This is a genomic window from Streptomyces sp. AC627_RSS907 (assembly GCF_019049165.1).
In genome coordinates this window covers 26197-45642 of record NZ_JAGMUE010000011.1, presented here as the reverse complement: position 1 = coordinate 45642, position 19446 = coordinate 26197, and the positions used below count along the sequence as shown (strand labels likewise).

Below are 19446 nucleotides of genomic sequence, written 5' to 3'. Positions count from 1 at the left end.
CCGGCCGAAGAGCCGGCGGGTCCGCTACGCTCCCCCGCCTCAACGGTCCTTCCGGCTGCGCCTCCAGAACCTCGGGGCCCGCTGACGCGGGCCGGGCTGGCTACTGGGGGCGAGGGGAGCTCGTTCGTGTGGGTTCCAATGTACAGCGTACATCAGGTTGATGCAGCATGTACCATTGGCGGAAACACGGGACACCCCCAACCACCTGCAACTTTGATGCAAGGTCAGCTCCGAAGTTCAATTCCCATCAACTCACGCGAGGATTAAAGAATTGGGAAGCTGCGGACCCGAGCCACAGAAAGGTACCTCAAATAGCGGAAAGCTCGAATTCTGGCGTGCGGAGGTACCGGAGCCGAACGGCCCCCCGGGCCGGGCAGCGGAACCACCCACCGGCACCAACCACGCTTCCTGGCTTTTGAGCGTCTCGGCTGGTACCACCCGAGACTCAGAGCCGCTGGTGCCGTCCACAGCCCGCAGAGGGCCGACGAGGCCGCACGCGAAGCCGCGCGCGCCACGACGGGGTCCGGCTCGACGGACTCTGACGCTGTTGCTGATGGGCGGATCCCACGGCGTGGCGGTACTTGATCGAGGCGGGGAGAACCGGTATCACGCGCGCGCACGCTCTAGAGGCAAGAGCCGCGCGTTTCCGCAGGTCAGGGAGTTGAGTTCGGAAAGATATGTCAGCCCTGGACTGACATATCTCGGTCGGGACGTCAGCCGGTCCTGACCGATCAACATGGTTTCGTGGCAGTAGTGCCACGAAACGGCGCACGGTGCGTCAGTGGGGCTTCGACCCTGATCTGGAAGCGGAGGTCAGTCCAGGGCTGACGTACGGGTGACTTTCGTGTCGACGCTGCCGCGTTTTGGTGGCACTACTGCCACGGTTCTTCGCTATGGTTCTGGCACCACGACGATCAAGGAGGCAGCGACCCGATGAGCTCAGGGCCCCTGGACGGCAGTGCAGCGCCGAAGCTGCCCGGCGCCCCGTCCCGTCGTCGGCGGCGCCCGAAGCCGCCGCCCACCGCCTACAACCGATCCTCCGGTTCCACCATCGAGCTGCCCGTCGGCCACGCCGCCCAGGTCTTCCCGGTCGGCTCCAGTACGGGGTTCATCGGCGAGGCGTTCTCCATGGACAGCCTGGAGTTCATGCGCTGGGCTGCCGTCCGCTACGACGACGACCGGTTCGTGCTCGTGGTGCTGTTCCACCTGATGGGCTCGCAGAAGCCGGGCGGTCTGATCGAGGCCAAGCACGAGGACGTCGCCGAGGCCCTTGGATACAGCCGGCCTCACATCAGCCGCGTCTTCAACGTCCTGGAGGCCGACGGCGCGCTGCGCAGGCTCCAGCGGGGCCTCTACCAGCTCAACCCGGCCGCGTCGCTCAGGGGCGGGCTGAGGGAGCCGCAGAAGGGCGAGAAGAAGCGCTCCAAGGCGGGTATGAGTGACAGGGTGGAGCAGCTGGACCTGCTGCGCGAGATCATGGAGGACCCGGACGCGCCCGACGCGTTCCGGGCGATGGCCGCTCCCGGCGCGAAACTGGAAGTGCGCAAGAAGTCGGATGGGAAAGGGAAGGCCACGTCATGACGTCCGCTGCCGAGGAATGGGTTCCGCGCCGTAACGTGCTGTGGGGCAGCTTCAACGGTCTCGCGTACGTCCCGCGGCTGCCTCCCACCGCCTACACCCTGCTGCTGCACATGATGACCGAGCAGGAGCCGGGCGGCCTGGTCGTCGCCACGCACGACGAACTCGCGGCCGGCCTCGCGATGGAGCGCGGCATGATCAGCCGCGCCATGCCGCACCTGGTCGCCGCCCGGCTCGTCACCGTGGTTCGTCGCGGGCGCTTCCAGCTCCACCCGATGATCTCCGCGTTCAACGACCCACGCGAGCAACAGCGGGCCATCAAGGCCTTGCCCCGGGACATGCGACTGGACGTCGGCGACTTCGAAGACGAGTACGAGCGTCGCTTCCAGCTCCACCTGGACGAGAAAGCCCGCAAGGCCGAAGCCAAGGCCAAGGGCAACGTCACGCCCATCACCAAGACGCCCCGCCTCAAGCGCGTCCACTGACCCAGCCGCCCGGCCGGGCAACACGGCGCTGCACCCCAGGTGCAGCGCCGTGTTCGCGCCCGGAGCAGTACATCGTTCCCCTCCAGGAGAAGGCACAGGTCAGCGGAGCGCGGCCCGAGTTTCGGTAGCACCAGGAGAACCGTCTTGTTCCGGTCCTCCAGAACAAGGGGTGTTGGTAAGAACCCTGCGACCAGCCGCAACCGGCGTTACGTCTACACCGTCGTTGCGTAGCAGAAGTTTCCGCAAGCTGGAGTTCACGATCATGGCTCTCTCAGCCTCTTCTCTGCACAAGACTCGGTCCGGGACGCACCCGGCATCAGGGGAAGGCAGAGGATGGACACGACCACGATCGTGATCACCGTCGGCTCGGTCATCAGCGTCAAGGCGTTCGCGTTGTGGGGGCTCTGGTTGCGCCTGCGCTGGAGGTCGCGCCGTGAGCAGTACCGCCACGACTACCTTCTGGGTATCGCGGAGAAGGTGGCCGCCGGCAGCCGGGTGGAGCTCGATGACCAGGACCGTGACGGTCACCGGCTGCGGGTGAGCATCTCCCGCGCTGAGGTACACGGGGAGGATGCGGCAGCGTGAGTGTCCACGATCCGGGGGACGGCCTTGAGTACCCCGCCGTCGCACCCGCGACACGGGACCAGCCGGACCCGCGGCACGACGTACGGCAAGCGAAGGACGAGGCGTTCAGCGCCTTCTACCGCGCCACGGTCCGCTCCTTGGTGGGGTTCTTGGTCAACCAGGGCGCCGGCGTGCATGTCGCAGCGGACATTGCCCAGGACACCATGCTCTCCGCCTACGAGCGCTGGGACACCATCGGTCATCCCCGGGCATGGGTGCACATGGTCGCCTCCCGCGCGCTGCTCCGCAGGATCGCCTCCTGCGAGGAGCAGCCCGTGGAACAGCTACCGGAGCCGACGTCACTACTGGCCGACCCGGACGCGATCAAGGCCTGGGAGGACCGCCACGACCTGCTGCCCCTGCTGCGCAGCCTGCCGCCCCGGCAGCGCCAGGTTCTGGCCTGGGCCCTGTCCGGCTTCACCCCCGGCGACATCGCCGAACAACTCGGTATGAGCGACGACGCAGTACGCGCCAGCCTCTACAAAGCCCGCCGCACTGTGGCAGAAGCAATCAAGGAACGGGAGGAGGGACAGTGACCGACCACCCCACGCACGACTACGACAGCCAGGCCGTCAGCGACAGGCTCGCCCGGCACCAGCACAACCTGGACGACGTCCTCGACATCGAAGCTGGCCTGCGGGAAATCCTCATCCATTCCCGCCACGACACCGCCGTCGATGCCCTCGGCACCGTCCTGAACACCGAAGCCGGACTCGCCGGCATCCTCCCACCTACACCCCAGCCCCAGGCGTCCGACACATCCGGCACACACCGCCACCCCCCCACAAGGGACTTCCTTCCCACGCTCAGCCCCGCCGAACGCATGGCTCTACGCGGGCACCGGGACGTCAAAGCAGCACAACGCGCCCTCGTCCTCGTCCTCGACCTCGACCTCGACCTCCCCCACGTCCTCGACCGCGCCCTCGACCGCGCCCGCGCCCTCGACCGTACCCTCGCCCGCGTCCGCGTCCGCATCCGCGATCGCGCCCGTGCCCTTGCCCACGACCTCGACCTCGCCCGTACCCGCGACCGCGACCGCGACCTCGCGCGCGACCTCAACCTCGCCCGCGACCGCGCCCGCGACCTCGCCCGCGACCTCCCCCACGCCCTCGACCTCGACCTTGCCCGCGAGCGCGCCCTCGACCTCGCCCGCGGCCTCAGCCTCGCCCGCGTCCGCCGCAACGACGGCCTCCGCGATCACGCTCGTGCCCGTATCCTCGCAGACACCCATGCCCTCGTCCGCGACCTCGACCGTATCCTCGACCTCGCCCTCATCTACTTCCTCGACCTCGCCCGCGCCCGCGACCTCACCCGCGACCTCTTCAGTGAGATCCGTACCAATGAGGTTTGCCGGGCCATCGGCTTGGCCCTGCACCGAGAACCCCCGGTACTCGATGCCGCATCGGTGCTCACGCTCCTGGACGACTTCACCCATGACGACCTGCGCGACACTGACCTGAGGGGCATCGACTTGAGCGGAGTGCATTGGTCGATGCGCACTCAATGGTCCCCGGTTGTAGACATCGAAGCCCTCAAAGCCCGCTCGGACGAGACGCCGCCTGGAAGCGGGATCTGGATCGTCCGGTCCGGAACCACAACCGTCCGCGACTTCGCCGACCTGACATGAGAGGCCGATCCCAGGTCATCACGCGGCGTGTTCAGGACCCCCGGCCAGCGAAGTCCCAGAACAGATCCTGCTTACAGCTGGTCACAGGGTTCTTACCGGCAGCCCAACAAGAGCCGACGGTCGCCGAGGAGCGCGTGCGTCGTTCCCCTCCAGGGGAATGACGCAGGCAGGACGGCCCGCACGAGCGTTCCCGGAAGGTCGTGCCGCGCGTTGCTCGCCCGAGCGTCGACCGTCGCGGTACGAGTGGGGGCGTGACCCACAACTTCGGCCTCCACTTCACCCAGGAACTCGTCCAGCGCTACAGCTTCTTCCCTGGGGGCCTTGCCCAGCGGTACCCCTTTCTTCCCAAGGAGTGGCCCGAGAGCACGGAGCAGGTAATCCCGTTTTTCGTGATCGTCGTCAACGCGCTGGGCACGGACGACGCCATGCGGTGGTTCGACGCGGCCCGTACGGCCCACCGGAGCGTGGTGACCGCTGACGAAGCTGGCACCCACCAGTTCGGCTTCGCCGCCTACCTGGGCAAGGAGATTGGCATTGCTCGTGACCCATCTCTTGCCATCGTGGCTGCGTGGGAGGCGATCAAGGCGCTGTACGAGATCACCTGCCGGGACGCGAGAGCCGACGTCGACGCTTACTTCGAGTGCGCGCTGCGGGCCTGCTCGCGCGGCAGTGGCCGGCTCACCAGCTCGCCGGGTGCAGCAGCCGCGACCGCATAGCCGTCCGAGAGGCAGCAGGCGCCTGCTGCCCGGGTAAGGCCGGCCTTGCTGCCCGTGCAGCACTCGTGTGCCGTCTGGATCGTGCGAATGCTGCGCTGTGCTGTGCTCCTACGCTGCGCTGCGCTCCTACCGGACATGCAGCACCAGGTTGAGTCTCCTTCCCCCTGAGAGGGGCAGGGCACTTCACCGCCCCTCGAAGCGCTGTGCGCCGCTGTGAGCGCCTTTCAGGGCCTTGATCGTCGCTCGGGGAGCCCGGAGGGCGTCAGAACGCCGCAGACGGCCGTACAGCGCCGGGAAGGATCATGTGCGCCGGACGGGTGGGGTGGGCCTCGGTGCAGGTGGCGGCGGATGATGGGTGCCCGCGCAGCGAGCTTCGCCCTCAGGGGGAGAGATTTACAACCCGCACATAGGTACTACCTGTAGTACCTACCAATGGGGTGCAAGGCCGTCCCCAGACGGGGCCGCGCCGAGCCGCCGGCGCAGCGTCCGGAGGTCAGGGTGCAAGGCGGGCTCAACGGCAAACTCCGCCCGGCCGTACTTCCGGTACTTCGCCTTCGGCGGGTGATGACGAGCGCGCCCGTCATCAGGTCAGTCAGTCCTACGTCTTCCTTGTACGCGAGCGATCCCTCACCAACCGACGGACCCGATCCCTCACCAACCCACGGACTCGTGGGGAGGGAGACCGTGCCAGCAGCACGCGGTCGGCCTGGTCCAGGACGTCGCGGGTCAGACCTCGAGGTAGGCGACCACGACCACGGTCTTCAAGGCCGTGACCCAGTACAGGAGGCGTACGCGCTCGACTTCGTCGGTGTACGCGCGCAGCTGGGGGCCGGCGGCGCTGCCGGGGATCGGCTCGCCGACCTCGGGGTCGACGGAGACGACGACCAGGGCGCGGTCCAGGGCGTGGATCTCCGCCTCGCTGGTCAGGTTCTCCAGCTGCTTGGCGGCGGAGTCGGAGAACGCGATCCGGGCGCGGCGCCGGCTGTGCTGCGGGGCCATCAGGCGACGGCCGGGCGCTGGGAGGCGAGGCGGGCGAGGTGGGCCTCGCGTAGCTCCTCCCACGGGGTGCACTGCTCGGGGTCGGGCAGACCGTTGGTGGCGATGTCCTCCAGGACGGCAGCGAACCGGTCGGCGTCGGCGCGGGTCTTGGCCGCGTACGCACGGACCGCGTCGGCGGCCGCGGGCTCCAGCTGCCGGGCGGCGGTGTCGGCGGGGGCCGGCTGTTCGCTCATCAAGGGCTCCAGAGGGCAGAACTGGCGTTGCTCACCACGGTATCGCCGGGCCAAGGGGCCGGGGACCGCTCCGGCCGAATTGGGCATCGGTTGCGCTCCGTAGCCGCATCCGGTGGAGTGTCACGCTGTTCGGCGCGGTGGCCGGAATCTGGGGGTCGGCCCCGTAATCACGGGGCCGAATGGCAGCGTGACACCCCAGCGTGACAACCGGATCGAGGGCGCGTGACACACGAGCGTGACGCGTGACAGTCACCCCTAGTGATCAGCAGGTTGTCCTGTCTCACCGAAGGCTGATCGTTCTCACTGAAGATTGACCGCCTGGTCAGCGCCGCTTACCGAGTCCGGGCAGTCCGCCAGGCACCGTGCGAATGCTGCTAGAGGATTCGTCGGTGGCGTGCCGTTGGGTCGCAGGAGGAGAGGGCTTCCGCGGAGTTGTCAGCGATGGCAGCAGAAGGGGTTCACCGCCCTGCGGTGCTGCCACGACGTCTCCTGAAGCTGAGCATGCAGCGAGTTCACCTGGGACTTGGTGGGAGTAGAGCCGCCCCGTCTGAATGTTGATCTTTGTCTTTGCGCCGCAGTCGTCACATTCATGCCGGATGGCATTCGGGTTTCGCACTCTGCCCCCTACGAGTGGTCACCATCGGCGGACCTAATGCCGACTAGCTCCCATCGTGGCCCCTCAGCGCTGCCCTGCGGTAGGGCATCACGAGTTCCGACCGGTCAAACTCCGGTGAGAACGGTCAACCTTCAGTGAGACAGGACACAGGTGGGGCGGGCGCGGGCGAGGAGCGCGGCGAGCGCGCCGGCCGCTTCGGGTTCGGTGGTGGCGAGCCGGGCCGTGAAGCCAGATGGTCGACGTCGGCGCCGGGGACTAGGCGGGCGAGTTCGGCGAGCAGCGCGGCGTGCGCGGGGACCGGAGGCGTCAGAAGGCCAGCGGCTTCCTCGCGGGCGGAGGGGTCGCGGTAGTGCCCGTGGTGCGCGACTAGGGCGTGCGCGAGCCAGGCCTCGACATCGGCCTGGACGTACCCGCCGGCTCGCCGCGTGAGCTCGTCACGGACGGCTTCGTCCCCGGTACGGGGCTCGGTCTGCTCCAGCGTGCGAGCTCGCGCAGCGCCTGGAGCTCGTCGGCGCGGGCCGCGACCCGGGCGGCGGCCGCGGCTTCGGCGGCGAGCTCGGCCTGTTAGGAACGAGCATCGGGGAGCGCCAGTGTCTGCCGTCAGGCTGCCGGGTAGCCGATGGTGGCGTTGCCCTCGACGTATTTCCCGTCGTCCGCCTTGGTGAAGGTGAAGTAGTAGGTGCCGTCCATCGGCGCGTCGAAGTAGGCCCGCTTGCCCTTGATGCAGTTCAGCGTGTGGCCTTCCATGCCCGTGTCCTTGCCGATCTTCTGCCGGACAAGGAGCGCATGGAAAGAGCGCTGGTTGTCGCACCAGGTGAACAGCACGGAGACCTTGCCCCGCTTCTGGGTCCAGGTCTGCGTGTCCATCCGGTACTTGAAGGCGAAGGACACCTTTTTCTCCGCCGCTGCGGCTGGATGCGCCTGCCCCAGGGCCAGGGCTGTTGCGCAGAGGGCCGCCGCAGCTGCTCGGGCGGCGCGCTTCTTCGTGACTTGGAGCATGGGGGTGGGATCTCCTGTTCGGTGCGAAGAGATGTCTCGTCCACCCTCCCAAGCCTGGTCCGCCTGCTCCATCACCTGTACGGGCGGAAGCGGTAGCGCCCGGGTGACCCGGGTTTCTGCACTCGATCACCTACATTACTCTCTGTGCTCGAATGTACACAGCGTGGTCGATGCACGGTGCCCGGCTCCGCGCCGGCGAGCAGCTGGTCGATGCTCTCCCACTCCGCGAGCTCCGCCGGGCCGCGGACGTCGTCGGCCAGGTCCTCCCGGCGGCCGATGCGGGCCGGATCGACCGGCTCACAGGGCATGGCGACTTGTGGGGCGAGCGGTCGACGGGTACCGCCGCCGGGCGGCCACATCCTGGTCATCTTCGGCCTCGCATTCGTGGTGAGAAATCAGAGCGGGCCGCCGCCAGAGCGCTGTACGACGACCCGCCGGATTGCTTTATAGCAGGCCCGGAATTCGACCGAGTCAGAGCATGAACTCGATTGCCTGAACGTTTATGAGATCCGCGCGCAGACCATCGGCGCGGGTGCCCCATTCCGTGAAATACGACTCGGTGACGGCCTCCGCGACGATCGGATGCAGATCTTCCTCCGTCGCTCCGGCCTCCTGGAGATCGAGGATCTGCTTCGCGTAGTAGGGGGAGATGTCCGTGGTGATCTGGCGCTCGCGGCCGTCGTCGGAGCTGCCCGTGCAGGTGAATCCGAAGTACGCCGTCACGTCCACCATCATGCCGCTGGAGGTGGCTGCCTGCTGGCGTACCTGTGCCCTGACCTGCGGTTGCCACTCAGATTCCGTCTCCTCCACCAAGGCGGCCCGCAGGCGCTTCTGCGGGGTCGTCAGGGTCCCGGCGCGGTAGCGCTCCACCGTGCGGCGCGAGACGCCCAGGCGCTCCGCCAGGGCCTGCGTCGAGCCCTTCGCCCGCGTGAGAAGGAATTTCACTTGAGCCTTCGCGGATTTCGGCGCGGGCCGGGTGAAAACGCGCCGCTCCGCCCGCGCGAGGGCCTCCAGGACCTTCCCGCGGCGCGGGGCCGGCTGCTGCTGCTCGTGATCGCTCATGCCTCCAGGGGCTCACGGATCGCCTGTGGACAGTCGCCGGGATACCGCCCTCAAGTCACCTGCCAACGCCTGCTGGAGGCTCTGTTGTCAGTCCTGTCCGGCAAGATCGGTTCATGCTCATCACGCCACGCCCGGGAGCCAGCCGGGAAACGATCCGCCAGTTGATCAGTGACATCCGCCTGCAAGCCGAAAATTTCCGCGGCGCGACCAGCACCGTCGTGTCCTACCGACTCTTGCGCTACCTGGAGTGGGCCACCGATGCGGCCAGGGTTCTGAGGAACCAGGTCAGTGACGCGGACATCGACCACTTGATATTCACCCGCCGCTATCAAGCCCTCCTGTCCAGCTGCAGCACCCTCGGTGGCCAGGAGCAGGCTCGCCTCACCAACGGCCTCATCGACCTGGAGCTGACCGAACGCATCCAGGCTTTGGAAGAGGCCGGGGATGACCTGCAGAGCGTTATCTCGCGCTGGGGCGAGCCGGAGGTGTTCATCGTCGCCGACTCCAGCTTCTACATCCACTCTCCGCAGCCGCTTGCCGACCTTGACCTGCACCAAGTCGTCAGCGTGTTGTCGTCAGACAACATCCGCTTGCTGTTCCCCATCGCTGTCATCGACGAACTGGACGGGCTGAAGGAATCCGGCAAGCACCGGGCCCGCTGGCGCGCATCCCACACCCTCGGGCTGCTGGACAAGACCCTCAACGGGAACACCTCGGGTCTCCGGCGCCGGGCTGGCTTCGCCAATGATTCCAACAAGTCGTGGGGCAACATCACTTTTGAGATCGTTCTGGACCCGCCCGGGCACGAACGTCTGCCCATCACCGATGACGAGATCATCGACCGGGCCGTCGCGATCCAGTCCCTCGCCGGCCGCGAGGTCCGACTGCTGACCTGCGACACCGGACAGCACACCCGCGGCTGCGCAGCCGGCCTGACAGTGACGAAGGTTCCTGCGAAGGACCCGGGCCCGGAACCGGACTGGGAGGCTGTGGAAAAGCCTGGTCTACGTGCTGAACGCCGCATGAAACAGGGCAACCGCGACCTGGCGGCCGCCGACGGGCCGGCCGCGGACCCAGCTGTCCGATAGCGGCCAGGCCGGGACCTTCTGGTTTCTCTACACGCAGGACCGCATCAGCCGTGTCGACCAGGTTGTCTGAGGAGCGCATTCGCGGAGCCTGAGCGGCAGGTCAGCGGCGGGTGACGGTGTAGCCCGCGTCGTTGACGGCGCGGGTCCACACGTCGCGGTCGAACCACTTGGTGATGTCCGGCTGCATCTCGGTGATGGTGCGCATCCTCGCTTCCCAGTCGTGTCCGGCCGGGCCGCGGCTGCCGTCGCAGCCGGTGCAGCCGTCCTCGCCGTGGATGTGGCCGGCCATCCAGGCGTTGACGGCCACGTTGATGATGACCGCGTACAGGTCGCCGCCGGTCTGCGCCAGGGAGTCCGGCACCCCGGCGAGGACCAGGGCGAGCTCCGGGTTGTCGATCGGTGGCATCGGGGCCTGCCCGACGCCCTTCTCGCTGCTGCTCTCCTCATAGGAGGACACACTCTGCGCGAGCCGGTCGGCCGTGAACGAGGCGTCGAAGTACCGCCAGGCGGAGCGCACCTGAATGCCGAGCCGCTCCGCCACGGTAGTGATCTGCGTCTCGATCGTGTCCTCCACGGTCGTCGGCGCGAGGGTCACGCCCCGGCGGGCCAGCTCCGCGAGCGTCTGGGCAACGGCTTCCTTGAACGCTTTCGTGTTCCGCACCACCGCATCGTAGGTGCGTCGATGAGGTCGCCGGGTGGCTTCACCGGCATCGACCGGGCAACGACGTGCAGGTCGGGTCAACTGTTAGAGCCGCTGCGCCGCCTCCACGGGGAGAGCCGTGTGGCTGCTTCCTGCAGTGCGCGCAGGCGAGCGCCTTCCTCGATCGCTTGCTCGAATTTCGCGATCTGCGCGGGCAGCATCGAGCGGATGCCGTCGGCCCGCTCGGCCTCCCAACGAGCTTTGGCCTTACTGGGAGACTCGAAGAGAGATCGGAACTTGGCGACGTCGGCACCTCGCTGGAAGTCCTCGAGGATCTGGTCAAGAGCCTGCTTGTCGGAGAGCCCGGCCTCCGCCGTACGCTCCTCCATCAAACGCAGTAGCACGGCGCGGAAAGCGTTGTCCGTATCGACGATGAAGTCGTGGTTCTTGAGGAGATCGCTGTGCCGGGGCCGCATGGCCTGTGGGTGGCGACTGAGCAGTCGGGAAATCGTTCGGTCCTCTGCTGCGGCAGAACTCTTGCCTTGACCCAGTCTTGTCATCGCTTGCACGACGGACGCACGTCGTCGTCGGCTGTCCAGGAACTCCCTGATGTTCACGTCGAACGAAGTTACGAGGATGTCAGCGGTAGTGATGTAGGACGAGAACATGGTTGGGAGATCCTCGTCCAGTTCGAGGTCCTGCAGGACGCTGCTGGTGACTTCGTCGAAGTCGCTGATGATCGAAGCCATCCGGTAGAAGCGGTAGCGGTCGAATGGCGCCGCTGCGTCTGCCGCAACGCTGCGCAGGAACGTCCGGATGTCGTCCGAGGCGTCCTCCCCCATGGCGATCATGAGCGCTGCGAAGTACTGCTCGATCTTGGAGTGGATAGCGAGAACGTGCGCGGCAGGCGACTTGGCGGGCGTGCCGTCGTCCAGGGGCACGTTGAGCCCGGCAAACTCAGCCCGGATCTCAGGGGGTTTCGGCACACCGTCGGAGTCCTGGGGCCAGTTCAGGACCAGTGGGTGCTCGTGTGCCCAACGCGTTCGCTGGTCCTGCCACGCGCGTGCGGCGTCGTACAGGACCTCGAACTCCGCGCGGGATCCTTCCAAGTACTCGACGACGGCCAGAGTCATCCCTCTGCCCTCCAGCCTGCTGGTGAAGAGCCCGCCGAGGCTCTGGTAGTTCAGAGCACGCGCGATCGTCTGCATCGATGGATTCCCGGCCCGCTCGCGGAGGTCCCTCAGGGCCTTGATGAGGTCCCGAACAGGACCAGGTTCCGCGGTGATCGCAGAGCGTGAAGCCCTGCCGTTGCCCTTAGGCATGGTTCCCCCCATCCGGTATGGGTCGCCAGAGTGCCCGATCTAGGTTGCAGTGCGCCAATCCAAACTAACCCCAACCAAAAACGTGCAGCTCAGAGGCCCAAATGTCCCGTGCAGGGATCAGGATCGAGGTGGCCCCACAACTCCGTGCGGGCCTTCTCTGAGGGCGGAGCTCCAGGGCCCGCCTAGACCTAAGGAAGATCATGCTCACGACATTGCTTCCCCTTCTGTTCAGCACGCAGATTGCCGACGGACCGATTGGATACGGCGTCTTGGGACTCCTGACGACGGTTGTCCTGGCTGTCCTTGTCCTGGGGCTGGTGGCCGTCCTCTCGAAGAACGAGCGACGCCGAACTCGCGCCCTCCAGCTCGTCCAGGCCCTGTCCGGTAGCGGCCCACGGCTCAAGCGGAACAGCAGCAACGCGCCGGACGCCGACTCGGGTTCGCCGAATCCCGTACCCCGACAGCGACGGAAGCGCCGGCCACGGCGACGCTCCACGCGCCGGTAGGCAGCTCAAGGCGCAGCGGGCAGCAGCCGCAGGCGCGTGGGAAGGCACCACGGATAGCGAGCGAGCCCCGGACCGACGCTGGTCCGGGACTCGCGGGCTGTTCGGGGCGCTGCTGCTAGAGCTCGAACTCGAGGTGCTCGATGTCCGTGAACCGGACCTCTTCCAGGGAGCCGGCGCGGCGGCCGCCGTCTTTGAAGTACACCTCCTTGAGCGCTTCGGCGGCGATCTCCTGGAGGCGGGCGTCGCTGGCACCCTGCTCCTGGGCGTCGAAGAGGCGGGCGGCGTAGACGGGCGGCAGGGCGACGGTCAGGTGCCGGATGCGGTCCTGGTCGGTCGACCCGATCGGCGCGGTGTAGCCCATGCGGGCGCGGGCGTCGATGACGATGCCGCCCGTGCTCGCCGCCTTCGCCCTGGCCTTCGCCCGGATCTGCGGCTGTCACCGTGCGTGTTGTTCTGTCCGCCGCATGGTTCACGAGGGCGACGAGTATTGGTCCAGGCGGCGCCTACCCTTGGCGTCGTGAAAGCGGACCGCGTCTTGGCTGAGGCCCATGCAGCGGGCCGTTTGCTCGGTGGAGTAACCGAGCAGGTGGCGCAGCACGATCACGTCGCGCTGCCGCTCTGGGAGCTCGATCAAAGCCGCACGGAACTCGGTCAGCGCACTCTCTGGGAGTTCGACCCCACCGGGTTGATGGCGGAACTCTTCCGGAACCTCGATGATGAAGGCTTGCGCATGTCCATTGCGCCGCAAGGCGCCCTGGACATGGCGGCGCAGGATGTTGAACGCTGCCCCCTCCAGGTTCTCCTGGGCCATGAGTTCGTTCCACGCAGCGGCCATCTCTTTGAAGGCATCCTGCGTGACCTCGTCCCCTTCCGGGCTGCCCAGGTAGAAGCGGGCGAAGCCGTAGAAGGACTCCTTGTGCGCTTGAAAAAAGGCCTGGAGGGCGAGGTCAGGTGCCGGTGGCGCGGTGTCGGCTGATGGCTGGGCAGGCGCCGCTGCTCGGACGCGGGCCGTCTGATCTGCCTTCCAGGCTTTGAGCTCAGTCGGGCTGGCGCTGTGGCTTCGTCTGTGGTGGTTCGGGCACAGCAGGATCAGATTGTCGAAGTGGTCGAGGTCCGCGTAGGACGTCGAGGAGTAGCTCTCGATGTGCACGATTTCGACTGCGTTGCGGGGTTGGTCGCCGTCCCAGGTGATGAGGGGGACGGTGCAGCCGGGATAGGCGCACGAGGTCGCGGAGCCGTATAGCAGGGCGAGGGTCTGCTGATTTGGCCGGCTGATCCGCCCGCGGCGCCGCTGCCTCCACAGAGCGGACACCGCCTCGTGTTCCTCATCGGTGGTGCCCAGGGCGTCGAGGAAGGCGTTCAGCAGTTGCAGGTCTGTGGGGAGATGGCCGTTGAGGAACCGGCTGACAGCCGAGGGGCTGGCGTGGGCCGCGCGGGCGATGCGGCGAAGGGAAGGGGATCCCGCACGGACGTGCAGTGCCCGCAGCAGCCCGGACAGCTCTTGAGCGGAGCGCACGTGTGCGAAGGCCCCTGGTCCGCTGCCGTTGTCGTCCTGCGGGCTCTGATCGTGCAGTGCTTTGCGCTGCGCCGAGCGGCGCATCTCGGCGGCGCGCTCGGCGTCAGTGCCAAGGGCCCGCGCCATCGCGGCGAAGTTCTCCTCGGAGGGCAGGCGAGTGCCACTCTCGGCTGCGTAGATCGATGACGGGGGCACCTGGCTGGCTTCGCTGAGCTCCTGGACGGACATGCCGGCCGCCTCGCGCAGCGCGCGCACGGAGCGTGCGAAGTCCGCGTACTTGCCCTGCGTCGGTCGGGCCAGGCGTGGCATCGGGTGCTCCCTTGTCGTCGACTACGGCCCCCACGCATTTTCTCGCGCATGTTTTCTCGCGTCAATGAAACGCGTGTAGGGTGCGGTGGCAGCAGGTGCCGCGACCCCCGGGGCCCACATGTCAGCTCCCATCGTGCCAGGAGGGCCCGTGAGTCCGAGGACCGTTCCGGTGTCGACGCTGCCGGGCGACCCCTTGCGCACCATCCTGCCCGCGTTCCTCGCGAGCGCGTCCCGCTCGGCCCGCCCCCGGGCGCTGATCATCGCCGGAGCGCCGGGAAGCGGCAAGACCACCACGGCCGACCGCCTCCAGACCGTCGCGAGGCCCGGCGTCGTTCGGATCTGCGCCGACCTCCTCAAGGGCGCGCACCCCGATTACGCGCCTGCGCTTGCCGCAGACGAGCAGCGGGCCGGCCTGGTGGTGCGCGCTGATACCCGCCGCTGGGCTCAGGATCTCGCCGCCCGCGCGCGGTTCTTGGGCGCGGACACGGTGGAGGAGATCGCGCTGGACGACCCGCAGGCCCTGCGCGTGATGAGCGCGGCGTACCGGTTCGCCGGATACCGCATCCACCTGCTCGTCCTGGACGTACCCGACGCGGTGGGCCAGCTGCGGATCACCACCCGCCATCTGCGCCAGGCCCGTGAGTTCGGCGTGGTCCGCTACGTGTCGGCCGCGCACCGCGGCGCCTGCGCCGACCAGCTGCCCGACGCGCTCGCCGTGGCGGACAGCGAGCGTCTCGTCGACCGTGTCACCGTCCTGGGGCACCAGGGGCGCGTTCTGTACCGCAACGCCCTGATCGGCGGGGTGTGGGCCCGGCCCGCGGGCGCGGTGGCCGCGGTGGCCGCCGCGCGGCAGCAGATGTGGGACACCCGGCTTCAGGAGAGCTTCGAGCGGGCGGCGGCCGCCGTGGCACGTGCCCTGCGTGAGGAGCGGCTGGCCGGCCACCGCCGGCAGACGGGCACCGAGGACCTCGAGACGGCGCGCCGCCTGGCCGCCCGGCAGCGCCCCGCGACGGACGCGGGCGAGCAGTTCGGCTGTCTGCCGCACGGTCAGCGGGTGCGGATCTTCAAGCGGGACATCATCCCCCTGCACCTGAAGTACATCACCGAGCACGAGGACCCCCACGTCATCTATGTGATGAGCCAGCCCGGCGGGGGCAAGAGCCTGCGCTCGCGCGACATCCTCAGCCAGCACCGCACCCGCGCGCCGACCCTGATCTCCAGCGACTATCTGAAGGCCGCACACCCCGACTACCGGCGCCTGCTGGTGCAAGATCCGCGCACGGCGGGAGCGGTCATCCGACCGGACTACCAGTTCTGGCGCGCGCAGGCGGAGGCCCGCGTGCGGGAGGGGCGGGGCGACGCGGTCATCGAGATGGCGCCGGGCACGCCGGAGGAGTTTGGGGCCAGCATGAGCGGCTTCGCCGCCGACGGGTACCGCATCACCCTGGTCGTCGTGGCGGTGCGGGCCGCCGACAGCCGGCAGGCCACCGCCCTGCGCTACCTGCAGCAGACCCGGCAAGGGACGCCGGCCCGCTTCACCACGGCGCGCGGGCACGACCAGTGCTTCACCGCGGTCACTCAGTGCACCGCCCACGCCGCCCACGAGCCGTCGATCACGACCCTCCAGGTCGTCGACCGCCAAGGCCGCTGCCTGTACGCCGGCTGCGGCCGCACGGACGACGCCGCAGCCGCGGCGCTGGAGGGCGAGCGAACGCGCCGCTACTCCCGTCATGAAGCCCAGCAGTTCCTCGGGCAGCACGCCGAGCTCCTCGCGCACCTTCCCCAATACCGGGTGGAGCTGGACGAGATCGCCGCCCTGGCCACGCCCTTCATGCCGAAGCCGCACGCCGGTAGCACCGGCTGACCACCGCCTGGGCCGCCGGCCCTCAGTGCGGCCTCCCGCCCGCCTTGAGGCGGGCAAGATCGGCGTACGCGCGTACCGTGATCCGCGCGACGTCGGCCGCATCAGCGTTCTGCAGCTCGTGCAGCGCCGCCCCATAGGCGATGCGCTCCTCGGCCAGGCGGGCGATCACGTCGGCGTCGGAGGCGGGTCGGCGTTCCTCCGCGTCGATCCGCTCGGCGTACAGAGCGAGGACGGCGAGAACCGCGTCGCGGGCCGCCTCGAACTCCAGCTGCCCCACTGGGTCGGGCACGGGCTGGGACTCGGGCATGACCGGCAACTTCCTCGACAACGGGTGCGAGCCCCCATTGTGTAGACAATGCGCCTGATCACCAAGCACCACCCCCAGGCCGACCGCACGGCAGACCACCCGACCGCGCCCGTGCGCCATTACGGGAGGACAGGTGCGGGCTGTCACCGAGCCTCGTGCGGGCGTAGGTTGGGCTATCGGAGATCACTTCGGGGGGCGAGTGTGCAGCGGGACCTACGTGCGGTGTTCGGCTCGAACGACCGGAGCCTGCAGGCGGCCGAGGCCTTCACTAACCGCCAATCCCAGTGGCGAACCGTCGCGGCCGCGCTCGGCGAGCACCTGCAGCACGTCAGTGCCCGCAGCTTCGACCCGGAAGACCTCGAGGCGCCTCGCAACCACGTGCTCGTCTTCCACGGCGTCGGCGGCATCGGCAAGACCACCCTGTCCCGCATGCTGGAGGCGGCCCTCACCGACGCCGGACAACGGCCTTCCCAGTGGGGCGAGCCAGGGTGGCCGACCGACCGGCTCCTGCCCGTGCGCATCGACCTCGCCCGCTCCGCCGGCACCGACTTCGAGCAGATCGTGCTGACGATCCGGGTCGCCCTCACCCAGATCGGCCGCCCTCTACCCGCCTTCGACCTGGCACTGCGCCGCTACTGGGAGGCCAACCACCCCGGCGAGCCCCTTGAGGAGTACCTGCGCCGCGGCGGCCTCAGCTCCCGGTTCGGGCAGGCCATGCCGCAGCAGATGCAGTCCGCGCTCTCCGACGTCGCCCAGGCGCTCATGATGCCCGGCACCATCGGCTCGGTCGTCGGCCAGGTCACCGGCACCCTCGTCGGTGCGCTGCGTGAACGCCGCCAGACCGTGCGGGCCCTGGCAGGATGCGCCCGGCTGGCGGACCTGCTGGAGGCCGAACCCGACCTAGACGCCCTGTCCTTCTACCCGCACTTGCTGGCGTGGGAGCTCGCCCGTCTCCCGGAGGGCAAACGAGTCGTGCCGGTCGTGCTCCTGGACACGTTCGAGGACATCGGCGACCGCACGCGCCGCGACCTGGAGCGCCTGATTCAACGGGCGGTGTGGCTGATGCCGAACGTCTTCTGGGTGATCACCGGGCGCTCCCGCCTGCAATGGGCCGACCCCGCGCTGCAGGGCCAGCTCGACTACACCGGCCCCGCCGCCTGGCCCGGCCTCGTCCATACGGCCGTGCCCGCCGCCCGTACCTCCGCCCAGACCGGCACCGCACGGCAGGTCCTGATCGGCGACTTCTCCCCCGAGGACTGCCACGACCACCTCGCCCGCCGCCTCACCCGCGACGGGCAGCCCCTCATCAGCGAGCCCGTCCGGCAGGTCATCACCGCACGCTCGCACGGCCTGCCCCTCTACCTCGATCTGTCCGTCGCCCGGTTCCTCGAGCTCAGCCGCAGCGGCCGCACCCCGCAGCCCGGCGACTTCGACCACGACTTCCCCGCCCTGGTCGCCCGCACCCTCACCGACCTCACGCCCGACGAACGCCACGTCCTGCGCTCGGTGAGCCTGCTGGACGCCTTCGACGTTTCCCTCGCCACCCAGGCCGCCGGCCTCCCCCACGAAGGCCCCGCCCTGCGGCTGACCGAACGCCCCTTCGTCCGTGAGGACCCTTTCGGCCTGTGGCCCTTCCACCTCCACGGCCTGATCCGTTCCGCCGTACGCAACGCCGACGACACCACCGATGACCGCTGGAGTGAACGCGACTGGCAGCAGGCTGCGCAGCGCGCCTTCACCACCCTTGGCGAGCAGCACCACAACTCCCCCGGGCCGGGCAGGCTGCTGCTGATTGCCTGCCTGCGCCAAGGCCTGCGCCTGGCCCGCGACCACCGACTGGACCTCGGCTGGCTCATCCCGGCGGCCTGGACCTACGTCAGCGACTCCGTGTGGGAACCCCTCGCCCCACCCGACACCGTCAGCCCAGGACTGGACACGGCCGCCGACGCCCTGGTCGAACTCCTCAGCGCACTCGCCCGCCGCCAGCACCAGCACCGCTCGCACACCGTCGCCCGCCTCACCACGGTCATCGACAGCCGCCTACTTCCCGACGACCTCCAGCACATGGCCCTGTACTACCGGGCCAAGGCCCACCGCGACCTCGGCAACAGCCCGGCCTCCCGCGCGGGCATGCAGGCCGTCGCCGACGGCCAGGGCCGCCTCGCCCCCGCCGCCCGCCGCGGACTCGCGCACCTTGCCCGCATGGCCGGCGACTTCCCCACCGCCCTGGCCACCGCCCACACCCTGGGCTGGGAAGGCCGCCACCACCGCGTCCAAGGCGACATCTGGTGGCCCCACGGCGACATGGACCGCGCAGCCGTCGCGTACGCCGCCGCACGCGACGAAGCCGAACATCACGGTGTCACCGGTGAGCGCGGCAACAGTCAGGCCCACCGAGCCTTCGCCCTGGCTTTCACCGACCCGGCCGCCACCGACGCCGAGCTCGCCCTCGCCGAGCAGCTTCTGGCCAGCGTGGATCTGCGCGCCACCGCCCTGATCACCCACATCGCGGCGCTCGCCCGCGACGCCGGCCGCACCGACGCCGACATCGACGACCGCGCCCAGGTGCTGCGCGCCGACATCCGCACGGCGGGCGTGACGTACACCGAGCTCGCCCTGGACCTCGCCCTCGCTTTCCACCACGCAGTGCGCGACGACCAGGACCAAGTGGCCGCGACGATCGCCCGGCTACGCGAGAACACCCGCGGCGGCGACTTCGCCTACTACGGCGACATCACCGCTTTCATGGCCGGTGTGGTTCCAGCTCGTCCTTCCGGCGCTCGGTGGATCGACAGCGAGCCAGCTACCCGCCAGCGGTGGCGGGCCCTGGTCACCGCACGCCGACAAATGCGCACCAGGCAGTGACCCGTTGCGGATGGCGGTGTCGCGCGTCTGGTGGGGGCCGCCGCAGAGGCCCCGACGTCGGGGTGCGGGACGTCTGTGCTGGCGGTGGCG

Annotated in this window: 18 protein-coding genes and 1 pseudogene; 10 read left to right on the top strand and 9 right to left on the bottom strand. The window is 68.8% G+C overall.

What is annotated here, in order from left to right; all coding sequences use genetic code 11:
- Window positions 1-933 precede the first annotated feature (933 nt).
- From KUM32_RS03575 to KUM32_RS03550, 6 genes are all read left to right on the top strand, one after another.
- On the top strand, window positions 934-1581 hold the full coding sequence (locus KUM32_RS03575) for a helix-turn-helix domain-containing protein (RefSeq protein ID WP_217140282.1): 648 nt from the start codon (window positions 934-936) through the stop codon (window positions 1579-1581).
- On the top strand, window positions 1578-2063 hold the full coding sequence (locus KUM32_RS03570; protein WP_217140281.1) for a hypothetical protein: 486 nt from the start codon (window positions 1578-1580) through the stop codon (window positions 2061-2063). Before KUM32_RS03575 ends, KUM32_RS03570 begins: the two co-directional genes overlap by 4 nt.
- A 333-nt stretch (window positions 2064-2396) precedes the next feature.
- Window positions 2397-2648, top strand: coding sequence for a hypothetical protein (locus tag KUM32_RS03565; protein ID WP_217140280.1), 252 nt, complete (start codon window positions 2397-2399; stop codon window positions 2646-2648).
- The gene (locus tag KUM32_RS03560) at window positions 2645-3223 is read left to right on the top strand and encodes an RNA polymerase sigma factor (RefSeq protein WP_217140279.1); all 579 of its coding nucleotides are present in this window, start codon (window positions 2645-2647) and stop codon (window positions 3221-3223) included. Before KUM32_RS03565 ends, KUM32_RS03560 begins: the two co-directional genes overlap by 4 nt.
- Entirely contained in the window at window positions 3220-4314 is a 1095-nt protein-coding gene (locus tag KUM32_RS03555; RefSeq protein WP_217140278.1) for a hypothetical protein, read from the top strand. Before KUM32_RS03560 ends, KUM32_RS03555 begins: the two co-directional genes overlap by 4 nt.
- A 251-nt stretch (window positions 4315-4565) precedes the next feature.
- Window positions 4566-5030 carry a hypothetical protein gene (locus tag KUM32_RS03550; protein ID WP_217140277.1) on the top strand — a complete coding sequence of 155 codons (465 nt, stop codon included), beginning with the start codon at window positions 4566-4568 and terminating at the stop codon, window positions 5028-5030.
- A gap of 726 nt (window positions 5031-5756) precedes the next feature.
- On the opposite strand, the gene KUM32_RS03545 is transcribed toward KUM32_RS03550, so the two are convergent.
- Window positions 5757-6029: a hypothetical protein gene (locus tag KUM32_RS03545; RefSeq protein ID WP_217140276.1), complete on the bottom strand. Its 273-nt coding sequence runs from the start codon at window positions 6027-6029 to the stop codon at window positions 5757-5759.
- Window positions 6029-6262 carry a hypothetical protein gene (locus KUM32_RS03540; RefSeq protein WP_012477033.1) on the bottom strand — a complete coding sequence of 78 codons (234 nt, stop codon included), beginning with the start codon at window positions 6260-6262 and terminating at the stop codon, window positions 6029-6031. Before KUM32_RS03540 ends, KUM32_RS03545 begins: the two co-directional genes overlap by 1 nt.
- A 989-nt stretch (window positions 6263-7251) precedes the next feature.
- Here KUM32_RS03540 and KUM32_RS03535 point away from each other — a divergent pair.
- Complete coding sequence (locus KUM32_RS03535) at window positions 7252-7446, top strand: hypothetical protein (RefSeq protein ID WP_217140275.1); 195 nt, start codon at window positions 7252-7254, stop codon at window positions 7444-7446.
- Window positions 7447-7478: 32 nt separating this feature from the next.
- Here the strand turns inward: KUM32_RS03535 and KUM32_RS03530 are convergent, their stop codons facing one another.
- Window positions 7479-7877, bottom strand: a complete 399-nt coding sequence (locus tag KUM32_RS03530; RefSeq protein WP_217140274.1) for a hypothetical protein — start codon at window positions 7875-7877, stop codon at window positions 7479-7481.
- Between the two features lie 471 nt (window positions 7878-8348).
- Window positions 8349-8939: an HTH domain-containing protein gene (locus KUM32_RS03525; RefSeq protein WP_217140273.1), complete on the bottom strand. Its 591-nt coding sequence runs from the start codon at window positions 8937-8939 to the stop codon at window positions 8349-8351.
- A 113-nt stretch (window positions 8940-9052) separates the two neighbouring features.
- Between KUM32_RS03525 and KUM32_RS03520 the strand changes: the two genes are divergently transcribed.
- Entirely contained in the window at window positions 9053-10027 is a 975-nt protein-coding gene (locus KUM32_RS03520; protein WP_217140272.1) for a PIN domain-containing protein, read from the top strand.
- Window positions 10028-10127: 100 nt separating this feature from the next.
- Here KUM32_RS03520 and KUM32_RS03515 read toward each other — a convergent pair whose 3' ends face one another.
- The 4 genes and pseudogenes from KUM32_RS03515 to KUM32_RS03500 all read right to left on the bottom strand — a co-directional run bounded on the left by KUM32_RS03515 (window position 10128) and on the right by KUM32_RS03500 (window position 14320).
- Window positions 10128-10688, bottom strand: a complete 561-nt coding sequence (locus KUM32_RS03515) for a hypothetical protein (RefSeq protein WP_308408585.1) — start codon at window positions 10686-10688, stop codon at window positions 10128-10130.
- A 77-nt stretch (window positions 10689-10765) separates the two neighbouring features.
- On the bottom strand, window positions 10766-11875 hold the full coding sequence (locus KUM32_RS03510; RefSeq protein ID WP_217140270.1) for a hypothetical protein: 1110 nt from the start codon (window positions 11873-11875) through the stop codon (window positions 10766-10768).
- Between the two features lie 735 nt (window positions 11876-12610).
- Window positions 12611-12931: pseudogene (locus KUM32_RS03505) on the bottom strand (XRE family transcriptional regulator); the annotation flags it as partial.
- Window positions 12932-12964: 33 nt separating this feature from the next.
- Window positions 12965-14320, bottom strand: a complete 1356-nt coding sequence (locus KUM32_RS03500) for a sigma-70 family RNA polymerase sigma factor (protein WP_217140269.1) — start codon at window positions 14318-14320, stop codon at window positions 12965-12967.
- 148 nt (window positions 14321-14468) lie between these two features.
- On the opposite strand from KUM32_RS03500, the gene KUM32_RS03495 reads away from it, so the two are divergent.
- A complete protein-coding gene (locus tag KUM32_RS03495) occupies window positions 14469-16184 on the top strand; it encodes a zeta toxin family protein (protein ID WP_217140268.1) in 1716 nt (571 codons plus the stop codon).
- A gap of 22 nt (window positions 16185-16206) precedes the next feature.
- On the opposite strand, the gene KUM32_RS03490 is transcribed toward KUM32_RS03495, so the two are convergent.
- A complete protein-coding gene (locus tag KUM32_RS03490; RefSeq protein WP_217140267.1) occupies window positions 16207-16491 on the bottom strand; it encodes a hypothetical protein in 285 nt (94 codons plus the stop codon).
- Window positions 16492-16713: 222 nt separating this feature from the next.
- On the opposite strand from KUM32_RS03490, the gene KUM32_RS03485 reads away from it, so the two are divergent.
- The gene (locus tag KUM32_RS03485; protein WP_308408584.1) at window positions 16714-19356 is read left to right on the top strand and encodes an ATP/GTP-binding protein; all 2643 of its coding nucleotides are present in this window, start codon (window positions 16714-16716) and stop codon (window positions 19354-19356) included.
- Window positions 19357-19446: the final 90 nt, after the last annotated feature.